At 74.6% G+C, this 10314-nt stretch carries 8 protein-coding genes, 1 pseudogene and 1 riboswitch; of the genes and pseudogenes, 3 read left to right on the plus strand and 6 right to left on the minus strand.

Annotated features, from left to right (window positions below; translation table 11 throughout):
- Window positions 1-193: 193 nt before the first annotated feature.
- The 6 genes from ACFWBN_RS33695 to ACFWBN_RS33720 form a co-directional block, all read right to left on the minus strand.
- Window positions 194-1126, minus strand: a complete 933-nt coding sequence (locus tag ACFWBN_RS33695; RefSeq protein ID WP_385183544.1) for an ECF transporter S component — start codon at window positions 1124-1126, stop codon at window positions 194-196.
- Window positions 1123-3009, minus strand: coding sequence for an ABC transporter ATP-binding protein (locus ACFWBN_RS33700; protein ID WP_385183547.1), 1887 nt, complete (start codon window positions 3007-3009; stop codon window positions 1123-1125). Before ACFWBN_RS33700 ends, ACFWBN_RS33695 begins: the two co-directional genes overlap by 4 nt.
- Window positions 3006-4148 carry an energy-coupling factor transporter transmembrane component T gene (locus ACFWBN_RS33705; RefSeq protein ID WP_385183654.1) on the minus strand — a complete coding sequence of 381 codons (1143 nt, stop codon included), beginning with the start codon at window positions 4146-4148 and terminating at the stop codon, window positions 3006-3008. Before ACFWBN_RS33705 ends, ACFWBN_RS33700 begins: the two co-directional genes overlap by 4 nt.
- A gap of 311 nt (window positions 4149-4459) precedes the next feature.
- The gene (locus ACFWBN_RS33710; RefSeq protein ID WP_385183550.1) at window positions 4460-5122 is read right to left on the minus strand and encodes an SCO2322 family protein; all 663 of its coding nucleotides are present in this window, start codon (window positions 5120-5122) and stop codon (window positions 4460-4462) included.
- Entirely contained in the window at window positions 5122-6372 is a 1251-nt protein-coding gene (locus tag ACFWBN_RS33715) for a prenyltransferase/squalene oxidase repeat-containing protein (protein WP_385183553.1), read from the minus strand. The genes ACFWBN_RS33710 and ACFWBN_RS33715 overlap by 1 nt, the downstream gene beginning before the upstream one ends.
- Window positions 6373-6501: 129 nt before the next feature.
- Window positions 6502-6592: riboswitch (cobalamin riboswitch) on the minus strand.
- Window positions 6593-6727: 135 nt separating this feature from the next.
- Complete coding sequence (locus ACFWBN_RS33720) at window positions 6728-7777, minus strand: MBL fold metallo-hydrolase (RefSeq protein ID WP_385183556.1); 1050 nt, start codon at window positions 7775-7777, stop codon at window positions 6728-6730.
- Window positions 7778-8051: 274 nt separating this feature from the next.
- Between ACFWBN_RS33720 and ACFWBN_RS33725 the strand changes: the two genes are divergently transcribed.
- The 3 genes and pseudogenes from ACFWBN_RS33725 to ACFWBN_RS33735 form a co-directional block, all read left to right on the plus strand.
- On the plus strand, window positions 8052-9515 hold the full coding sequence (locus tag ACFWBN_RS33725) for an aldehyde dehydrogenase (RefSeq protein WP_385183559.1): 1464 nt from the start codon (window positions 8052-8054) through the stop codon (window positions 9513-9515).
- A complete protein-coding gene (locus ACFWBN_RS33730) occupies window positions 9515-9748 on the plus strand; it encodes a ferredoxin (protein ID WP_385183561.1) in 234 nt (77 codons plus the stop codon). The genes ACFWBN_RS33725 and ACFWBN_RS33730 overlap by 1 nt, the downstream gene beginning before the upstream one ends.
- 158 nt (window positions 9749-9906) lie before the next feature.
- A pseudogene (locus tag ACFWBN_RS33735) lies at window positions 9907-10314 on the plus strand (hypothetical protein); the annotation flags it as partial.

Here is a 10314-nt window from a genome sequence, read left to right on the forward strand (position 1 = left end):
GACCCCCTGGCAACGACCCCGCTTACTAGTGGTCCTCGCAGCCGGGGCGGAACGGCCCCCCGGGGCCCGGATGGCCGTCCGTGCAGGTGAGAGCCGGTATGAAAGGGTGCATACGGGACCTTTAAGGGCTACGATCCCGGTTCGTATGTGACCTGGGTCCTGTGGGGCGGGTCACCGGCGGAGCGCCCGGATCTCACCGAATGTGACCATCCGTACCCCTTTCAGGGGCCGGGTCCGAGCTGATTGCGACCCCCGAATCGAAGGAGACGGGCGCGTCGAAGGCAGCTTTCCGTGTCGCCCGACGCAGCGCCTTGAGCAGTGTGGCGCCCAGGGTCAGCGTCAGTACGACCGTCAGCGCCGCCCGGCCCAGGTCCCAGCCCACCGAGGTCGCCAGGCAGTACGCGATGAAGCGCGCGAGGTTCGCCGGTACGGGGTCCCCGGGGTGGAAGGAGATGCCCTGGCCCATGCCCTGCAGGATCACCCAGCCCTGCAGGTTCATGATCGTGCCGTACGCGAAAGAGCCCGCGAAGCCGTACGCCGCCAGCATCAGCAGCTCCGCCCGGCCCCTGATCCTCTCCGGCCCGGGCAGCAGCCCCGCGCCCAGCGAGAACCAGCCCATCGCCAGCATCTGGAACGGCATCCACGGTCCGACCCCGCCCGTCAGCAGGGCGGACGCGAACATCGTCACCGAGCCGAGGACGAAGCCGAAGCCGGGCCCGAGGACGCGGCCGCTGAGCACCATCAGGAAGAACATGGGCTCCAGGCCGGCCGTGCCCGCGCCCAGCGGTCTCAGCGCCGCCCCCACGGCGGCGAGCACCCCGAGCATCGCCACCGCCTTGGCGTCCATGCCGTTGTCGGCGATGGTCGCGACGACGACGGCGACGAGGAGCGGGAGCAGCGCCGCGAAGAGCCAGGGGGCGTCCTGGGAGTGGGCGAGCCCGGACTGCCGGTCGGCGAGGAGCGGCCAGCCGAAGGCCGCCAGGCCGATGAGCGTGACGAGGACCAGGGCGGCGGCGGCGCGGGGGCCGATGCGGATGGGGCGGGCGGGGCGGGGCCCGGCGGACCGGGCGGGGCGGGTGGGGCGTGCGGGCCGTGCGGGGCCTGCGGGCCGTGCGGGGCGGCTCATGACAGGGCCTCGGCGACCTGGGCCACGGTGAGCCAGTGGCCCGGCGCGAGGATCTTCGCCACCTGCGGCGCGAAGGCGGGGGAGGAGACCACCACCTCGGCGGTCGGGCCGTCCGCGACGATCTCCCCGCCGGCCAGGATCACCACGCGGTGGGCCAGCTCGGCGGCGAGCTCGACGTCGTGGGTGGCCAGGATGATGGCGTGGCCGTCCGCCGCCAGGGCCCGCAGGATCTCGACCAGACGGGCCTTGGCGGCGTAGTCCAGTCCGCGGGTCGGCTCGTCGAGCAGGAGCAGGGCGGGCCGGCCGGTCAGGACCAGCGCCAGCGCCAGGGCCAGGCGCTGCCCTTCCGACAGGTCACGGGGGTGGGTGTCGTCGGGGACGTCCGGGAGCAGGGCGGAGACGAGGTCCCGGCAGGTACCGGGGGCCGCGCCGGCGTCGGAGTCGGCGGCGGCGCACTCGGCGGCGACCGTGTCGGCGTAGAGGAGGTCGCGGGGCTCCTGCGGGACGAGCCCGACGCGGCGGACCATCTCCTTCGGCGGGGTGCGGTGGGGGATGGCGCCGCCGACGGTCACCGTGCCGGTGGCGGGGGGCACGGTGCCGACGAGGGCGGACAGGAGGGTGGACTTGCCGGCGCCGTTGCGGCCCATGAGGGCGACGGTCTCGCCGGGGGCTACCGCGAGGTCGATCCCGCGCAGCACGTCTGCGCGGCCGCGCCGGACGCCGAGGTTCCGGGCCTCGGCCGGGCCGGTGCCCGTGCCTGTGCCTGTGCCTGGGTCGGCGGGGGCCGTGGCCCTGCGGAACCGGGCCAGCAGGCCGGAGCGGGGGCCCTGCGGGCGGCTTCCCCCACCCCGCCCCTTCCCGAAACTGGGGCTCCGCCCCAGACCCCGCGCCTCAAACGCCGGCGGGGCTGGATGTGCCGCCTGCCGTCCGTTGAGCGCAGCTGAGTCACCGTGCAGGGGCAATTCCAGCCCCGCCACGTGAGGGGAAGCGACGCTGGACGGGACCACATCCAGCCCCGCCGGCGTTTGAGGCGCGGGTCCGGGCAGGGCCCGGTTTCGGGCGCCCGCAGCGCCCAGTCGGTCGCGCAGCGGCGCGGCCAGCCGGCGGGCGTCGCGGACCGACAGGGGGAGCGGGGACCACCCCGCGAGGCGGCCCAGGGACACCACCGGCGGGTGGACCGGCGAGACCGCCATGATCTGGAAAGGGGCGCCGAGGACGGGGGCCGCCCCCGGGGCGGGGAGGAGCAGGACCTGGTCGGCGTACTGGACCACCCGCTCCAGCCGGTGCTCCGCCATCAGGACGGTGGTGCCGAGATCGTGGACCAGACGCTGGAGGACCGCCAGGACCTCCTCCGCCGCCGCCGGGTCGAGGGCGGAGGTCGGTTCGTCCAGGACCAGGACCTTCGGGTGCGGGGTCAGGACCGAGCCGATCGCGACCCGCTGCTGCTGGCCGCCGGAGAGGGTGGCGATGGGGCGGTCGCGCAGCTCGTTCAGGCCGAGCAGGTCCAGGGTCTCCTCCACCCGCCGCCGCATCACCGCAGGTGGCAGGCCCAGGGACTCCATCCCGTACGCCAGCTCGTCCTCCACCACGTCCGTCACGAAGTGCGCGAGCGGATCCTGCCCGACCGTGCCCACCACGTCCGCCAGCTCCCGCGGCTTGTGCGTACGGGTGTCACGGCCCGCCACCGTCACCCGCCCCCGCAGGGTGCCCCCGGTGAAATGCGGCACCAGCCCGGAGACCGCCCCCAGCAGGGTGGACTTGCCGACCCCCGACGGCCCGACCAGGAGCGTCAGCTCACCCTCCGGGATCGCCAGGTCGACGCCCTGGAGCGAGGGACCGGCCGCCCCCTCGTACGTGACGGAGACCTGCTCGAAGCGGATCACTGGGACGCCTCCTTGGGCGGTACGGGTGCGACGAAGGCGGGCAGCAGGCCGATCAGGATCGCGGCCGCCGGCCACAGCGGCAGCGTCGGCGCGACCAGCGGGACCACCCCCGGCCGCAGGGCCTCGGGGTCGACGGTGCCCGCGTAGACGAGGAGCGCGGCGACGGCCGCACCCGACCCGGCGACCAGCCAGGCGCGCACCCCCCACCGGTCGGGCCGGTACCGGGTCCGCACCGACCGGCGCCCGCCGAGCCGCAGCCCGGCCAGGGCCAGGACCAGGCCGATACCGAGGACGGGCAGGCCGTACACCGCCCCCTCGGCGGCCAGCAGCCCGTACGTGCCCGCGCACATGCCGAGCAGACCGCCGAGGGTGAGGACGTTGGTGGTGTGCCGCACGGCGGGCGGGACCTGAGCCGTGCGCCCGTACCCGCGCGCGTCCATCGACGCGGCCGTCGCGACCGAGCGTTCCAGGGCGCCCTCCAGCACCGGCAGGCCGATCTGGAGGATGGCCTTCACCCCGCCGGTGGGGCGGCCGCGCAGCCGGCGCGCGGTCCGCAGCCGGACGACGTCGGCGACCATGTTCGGCGCGAAGGTCATGGCGACGACCACGGCGACCCCGGCCTCGTACAGGGCGGCCGGGAGGGATTTGAGCAGCCGCGCCGGGTTGGCGAGGGCGTTCGCGGCGCCCACGCAGATGAGGAGCGTGGCCAGCTTGGCGCCGTCGTAGAAGGCGAAGACCAGCTGCTCGGCGGTGACCCTGCCGCCGAAGCGGATGCCCTGGGCCCAGGCCGGGAGCGGGACCTCCGGGAGGGTGAACAGGGTGTGCGCGCCGGGGATGGGGGAGCCGAGCAGCATGGAGAAGAGGAGCCGCAGGCCGATCACGAAGAGGCCGAGCTTGAGGAAGGCCCCGTAGGAACGGGCCCAGGGGGCGTCGGTGCGGCGGGCCGCGACCACGTATCCGGCGACGCCGACGATCAGCCCGAGGAGGAGGGGGTTGGTGGTCCGGGAGGCGGCGGTGGCGAGGCCGAGGGCCCAGAGCCACCAGGCTCCCGCGTGCAGGGCCGTGGCGCGACTGGCGTGCGGGGCCTTCCATGTTCTTTTGTACGTCGGCCCCTGCGAGGGGTCCTGCGCCGCGAGCAGGCTCCGGCGGGTCGGGGTCGTGTCGCCGGGTGCGGCTCCGGTGGGGGTGCGGCCGGCCTGCGGCCGGCCCGGGTACCCACCCGCACCACCCGTGCGGGCAGTGGCTCGCCTGCGGGTGGCCCCGGTGGGTGCCTGGGCGCCGTCGGCGTCCGCCCCGCCGTGGGCCGCCGGCCCCGGCGCTCCGGAGCCCGTCGGCTCGGCCGGCCTGGGGTCGTCCGGCATCGGCCGCCGGGAGCCCGTCGGCTCGGCCGGCCGGGTGGCTTCCGGCGCCGGGTCCCCGGGGGCTCCGGGTGGCGGGGTGGTGGGGTGCGTCATCGGGTGCGGCGGCGGCGGGACTGCCAGACGCCGGCCGCGGCCAGGGCGGCGACGGCCGCCACGCCCGCGAGCAGGCCCGCCGACGGGCCGTCGCCGTCAGCGTCGCCGGCGGGGGCGGCCGCCGCCGAGGCCGACGGCTGGGCCGGGCCGTCGGCCATCGGCTCGCCGCAGCCCTGCTTCGGGTAGCCCGAGATCGCGCACAGCAGCGCCGCGCCGTTGTAGCGCAACGGCTTCGCCACCTCCGCCAGCGCCTCGGCCGCCGTGGCCTGCGGAGCCAGCTGCGCGCAGGCCGTCCGCGGCTCCGCCTGCGGCGGGGCGTCGCCCGCGGGGGCGTCCGCCGGGACGCCGAAGTCGATGACGACCGCCACCCGCTTGCGGCCCTCCACCGGCGCGGTGCCCCCGCACACCGCCCCGAAGTCGGCCGCGGCCCGCGGCAGCGCCGCCTGGTCCCCGGCGTCCTTGCTCACCGCGAAGCGGAACCCCTGCACGGAGCCGTCCGCCGGACGGGCCATCGACGGGCCCATCGTGGCGTACGCCCACCTGCCGCCGGCGCCGTCCCAGAACGACCAGTAGCGGTAGCTCGACGCCAGTGCGGGGGCGGCGGCCAGCAGGGTCAGGACGATGCCGAAGGCGAGGGCCAGTCCGGGCAGGCGGCGCATCAGAGCTGGTTCTTCTTCCGGCGGCCGCTCAGCAGGATGCCGATGCCCATACCGGCCGCGGCGCCCGCGCCGATGATCCACCAGAGGTTCTGGTTGCCGGAGCCCTTGTCCTTCTCGCTCTCCACCTCGGTCGCGCCCGTCTCCGCGCCCTGCGGGGCCGGGCCGGTCGCGTTCAGCTCCGAGACGAGGTCGGCGCCGCCGAAGGACTTCGGGTCGGTGCCGGTCGCGTGCGCGGCCAGGATCAGGGTGCCGAGGGCCGCCGGGCTGCCCTTCGCCCACGGCGCGGAGTTGGCCTTGAGCCACTCCAGCGCACCCGCCGCGGACTGCTTGTGCCCGGCCGCGGCCAGGGCGATCACCGCGTCGACGGTGTTGCCGGTGTCCGGGGTCGGCAGGACCTGGCCCGGGGTCACGGCCATCAGGTGGCCGTCCTTCTTGAGGGCCTCGGCCAGGTAGCCGGCCGCGCCCTGGGCGGCGGCCGCCGGGTCGGTGGCACCCGCCGGGCAGGCCAGCGCCGCGGCAGGGGTGTCCGTACCGGACGGGACGACGGCCGAGCCCTTGCCGAGGCCGGCCAGCACCGCGGCGGCCGTCGCGTCGCCGTTGGCGAACAGCTTCCCGTCGACCGGCTGGTACGCGAAGGCGCCCCGGTCGGCGGCCGGCTCGGCGGTGCAGCCCAGCTGGAAGGGGAGCAGCCCCTCGTACGCCGACTTGCCGGCCTTCGACTTGACCTCGGCCGGCTTCTCGCCGGCCACCGCGAGCGCGCTGATCACCAGGGCGGTGGAGTTGGCCTCGCTGGGCGAGCCGGGCACGAAGGCCCAGCCGCCGTCCTCGTTCTGCACGGACTTCAGCCAGTCCACGCTCTTCTTGACCGCCGCGTCCTTGCCGCCGAGGGCCTTGAGCGCCTGCACGGCCGCCGCGGTGGCGTTCGTGTCGAACATCGTCGTCGCCTCGCACGCCGCACCCGCGTCCGGACGGAAGGAGGCGAAGCCGCCGTTCGCGCACTGCTGGCCGACGAGCCAGTCGACGGCCTGCTGGGCGGGCTTGATGCCGACCGTGTGCTGGGCGAGCAGCGCGAAGGACTGCCGCCACACACCGTCGTACGTCGGGTCGTTCTTGCCGTAGAGCCCGGAGGGGATCACCGGCGGCGCCGAGGGGGAGGCGGGCGGGGCGGTGTCGGCGAGGGCCGCGGGGGCCGCGCCCACGCAGAGCACGGCGGAGGCGGCGAGCGCGGCGGCGCTGCGGCGGACGTTCATGGGGGCGGGTGCCTCTCCTGCTGGGGAGCGGGAGGCAGGCACGCACAGGTACCGGGCTCCGGCTCCGTTTACCTCGACGGTGCCGGCCGCCGGGGGACCCGGCGGCGCGAGCCGCGCACTGACGGTACGGGGCATTCCGGCTCCCCGCCCGGGCGGCGCCGGGTGGCGCCGAGGGTGGGTCACGGTTGCGGGTCAGCGCCGGAATCGCACCGGCTTCCCCCCGTACGGAAGTGTGGACGACGGGCTCACTCTACCGGCCCGTAGCCCGCCGGCCCGGTGGCGCCGGGCCCGGGCGCCCCTTCCCGGCGGGGCTCCCACGGCCGACGGCGGGGCTCCCACGGCCGACCGGCGGGGCTCACAGGGCCCGGTACGTCACCGGGTCGCTGCCCGGGACCGCCTCCGCGCGGCCCTGTTTGACCAGCCGCCGCAGATGGGCCTCGGCTTCCGAGACGGCGATGTTGCGGGAGCCGTACGGGATCTGCTCCCAGGGCCGGTTCCACTCCATCCGCTCCGCCAGCCCCCACGGGGTGAGCGGCTCGGCCAGCAGCTCCCACAGCCCGGTCAGCCGCTCCTCGTGGTGGTGCAGCAGCTCCCGCACGCGGGCGGGCGCGTCGGTGAAGGCGTGCTGGTGGGCCGGGAGCACCTCGGCGGGCCGCAGGCGGCCGATGCGTTCGAGGGAGTCGAGGTAGTCCCCGAGGGGGTCGGTGACGCGGGGGTCCTCCGGGTGCTCGTACAGGCCGATGTGGGGGGAGATCCCGGGGAGCAGGTGGTCGCCCGAGAAGAGGCGGCCGTTGCCGGGGAGGTTCGCCGGGTGCTCCTCCTCCAGGTGCAGGCAGACGTGGCCGGGGGTGTGCCCGGGGGTCCAGATCGCCCGCAGCCGGCGCCCGGCGAGGGGCAGCAGCTCGGCGGGGACGATCTCCCGGTCGGGGACGGCGGCCCGCAGCCCGGGCAGGGTCCGCATGCGGCCGCTCGCGCGGGCGGCGCGCAGCGGGGCGATGTGCTCCTCGGGGGCTCCGGCGGCGGCGAGCTTCTCGCTCATGTAGTCGAACCAGACCCCGGGCTCGGCGGCCCGGGTGCGTACGACGACCTCGGTGTCGGCGGCGTGCATGGCGATCCAGGCGCCGGACGCCTCGCGGACCTGGCCGGACAAGCCGTGGTGGTCGGGGTGGTGGTGGGTGATGACCACGCCGTGGACGTCGGCGACGGCGATGCCGAGCGCGGCGAGGCCGGCGACGAGGGTGTCCCACGAGGCGGGGTCGTCCCAGCCGGTGTCGACGAGGACCGGGCCGCGGTCGGTGTCGAGGACGTGGACGAGGGTGTGCCCGAGCGGGTTGTCGGGGATGGGGACCTTGATCGCCCACACCCCGCCGCCGTGGTCGGTCACCTGTGACGTGTCCTCTGACATGAGGTCCCCCTGTCTGCGAACGCTGCGAACCCTGCGAGCTCTGCGAACTCGAACTCTGCGAACTCCGAGTGATCCACGGGCTCCGCGGACTCCGCGCGCTCGCGAATCTCTCGGAACGAGAACTTGTTCCACTCCTACTGGTAGCCCAAGTCGACCATCTCCGGCGGCTCCTGACTAGTCGTTGGATCTTCCGGGCTGTTCCGTCCTGGCCGTGGACTCCTCCAACTAGAACTGGTATCAGTTCTGGAACGCCAAGCCGCAGGAGGCATCAGCCATGACCGAGCTCGTGGAACACGGACAACTGTTCATCGGCGGGGAGTGGACGGATCCGCAGGGCACCGACACGATCCAGGTCGTCTCCCCCCACACCGAGCAGGTCATCGGCTCAGTCCCGCACGCCTCGAAGGCGGACGTCGACCGGGCCGTCGAGGCCGCGCGCAAGGCCTTCGACGAGGGCCCCTGGCCGCGGATGTCCCTCGACGAGCGGATCGCCGTCGTCACCCGCATCAAGGACGCCATAGCCGTCCGGCACGAGGAGATCGCCCGCTCGATCAGCTCCCAGAACGGATCCCCGTACTCCTGGAGCATCCTCGCCCAGGCGCTGGGCCCGATGATGGTCTACGATGCCGCGATCACCGTCGCGCGCGCCTACCCGTACGAGGAGTACCGCCAGGGCGTGCTCGGCCCGATCCTGGTGCGCCGCGAGCCCGTGGGCGTCGTCGCGGCCGTCATCCCGTGGAACGTCCCGCAGTTCGTGGCGGCGGCCAAGCTGGCCCCGGCGCTGCTCAGCGGCTCCACCGTCATCCTCAAGCCGTCCCCCGAGTCCCCCCTGGACTCCTTCATCCTCGCCGACATCGCGCGCGAGGCCGGGGTGCCGGAGGGCGTGCTGTCGATCCTGCCCGCCGACCGCGAGGTCAGCGAGTACCTGGTGGGCCACCCCGGCGTCGACAAGGTCGCCTTCACCGGCTCGGTCGCGGCCGGCAAGCGCGTGATGGAGGTCGCGGCCCGCAACCTCACCCGCGTCACCCTCGAACTCGGCGGCAAGTCCGCCGCCGTCATCCTCCCGGACGCCGACCTGGACACCACGATCGCCGGGATCGTCCCGGCCGCCTGGATGAACAACGGCCAGGCGTGCGTGGCCCAGACCCGCGTCCTCGCCCCGCGCGGCCGCTACGACGAGATCGCCGACGCCCTCGCTGCGGCGGCCGGCGCCCTCGTCGTCGGCGACCCCCTCGACCCGGCGACCCAGCTCGGCCCGCTCGTGGCCCGGCGCCAGCAGCAGCGCTCCCTGGACTACATCCGCATCGGCCAGGAGGAGGGCGCGAAGGTCCTGGCCGGCGGCGGCCGCCCGGCGGGCCTGGAGCAGGGCTGGTACGTGGAGCCCACCCTCTTCGGCGACGTGCACAACTCCATGCGGATCGCCCGCGAGGAGATCTTCGGCCCGGTCGTCTGCCTGATCCCGTACGGGGACGAGGCGGAGGCCGTCCGGATCGCGAACGACTCCGACTTCGGCCTGAGCGGCAGCGTGTGGACCGGCGACGTGGCCCACGGCATCGACTTCGCCCGGCAGATCCGGACGGGCACCTTCAACGTGAACACCTTCAGCCTGGACATGCTCGGCCCGTTCGGCGGCTACAAGAACAGCGGCGTGGGCCGGGAGTTCGGCCCGGAGGGCCTGAGCGAGTACCTGGAGCACAAGATGATCCACCTCCCCGCGGGCTACGAGGCGGGTGCCTGATGGGAGACCGCTGGCAGGTCGAGGTGGACCGGGGCGTCTGCATCGGCTCGGGCATGTGCGTGAACCACGCCCCGGACGGCTTCACCCTCGACTCGGCACGCCAGTCCCACCCCCGCAGCCCGGAAACGGACGCGAACGAGCCGACCCTGACGGCGGCGGAGGGCTGCCCGGTCGAGGCCATCCTGATCACCCTGGCGGCAACGGGCGAACCGGTGTTCCCGCCGGAGGACTAGGCGTTTCCTGTCGTCGAAGTGGCTTGGGCCTGGCGCCACTTCGACGACGGGGAGCCGGGGCCGGAATCACTGATTCCGGTCCCGATTGACATTCCCTGCGGGCGGTCGTTGACTGGAAACGAGCGACACGAAGGCAATGGATCAGAAAGGTCGCGGCCATGCACTGCCGCCGTCCGAAACTGGTTGCCCGGCCGCTCCTCGTGGCGTTTGCCCTGTCACAAGTCGTCGTAGTAGGAGGACTGGCCGCCCAACCTTCGGCGGCGGTCGTCCGCGTCGGGTTCTGCCTCGACAAGGACGACCCCTACTGGAACGGTTGTCGACAGGGAGCGGCCGAGGGCTGGGGCGTGGGCGCCGCATGCAAACCAAAGCCCGCCCAGTCGTACGGCGACCCCTCGAACCGGTTCCGCCACGGATACGTCGACGGCTTCAACTCGGCCTACGATGCCGGGCTCAAGGACGCCGGGTGTCCGCCGATCGAGGGCCCGATCCCGGCGGACCCCCCTTCGTCCCAGCCGCCGACACCGCCGCCGGCCCTGCCGCCACCGCAAGTCGACCCGGCGGACGAC

It is taken from the genome of Streptomyces sp. NPDC059989 (assembly GCF_042736975.1).
Classification (GTDB): domain Bacteria; phylum Actinomycetota; class Actinomycetes; order Streptomycetales; family Streptomycetaceae; genus Streptomyces.

Bases quoted from the DNA above. Each gene is read 5' to 3' on its own strand.
- ACFWBN_RS33715 (WP_385183553.1), bottom strand. From the start codon at position 6,372: ATGAACGTCCGCCGCAGCGCCGCCGCGCTCGCCGCCTCCGCCGTGCTC.
- ACFWBN_RS33725 (WP_385183559.1), top strand. From the start codon at position 8,052: ATGACCGAGCTCGTGGAACACGGACAACTGTTCATCGGCGGGGAGTGG.
- ACFWBN_RS33720 (WP_385183556.1), bottom strand. From the start codon at position 7,777: ATGTCAGAGGACACGTCACAGGTGACCGACCACGGCGGCGGGGTGTGG.
- ACFWBN_RS33695 (WP_385183544.1), bottom strand. From the start codon at position 1,126: ATGAGCCGCCCCGCACGGCCCGCAGGCCCCGCACGGCCCGCACGCCCC.
- ACFWBN_RS33710 (WP_385183550.1), bottom strand. From the start codon at position 5,122: ATGCGCCGCCTGCCCGGACTGGCCCTCGCCTTCGGCATCGTCCTGACC.
- ACFWBN_RS33730 (WP_385183561.1), top strand. From the start codon at position 9,515: ATGGGAGACCGCTGGCAGGTCGAGGTGGACCGGGGCGTCTGCATCGGC.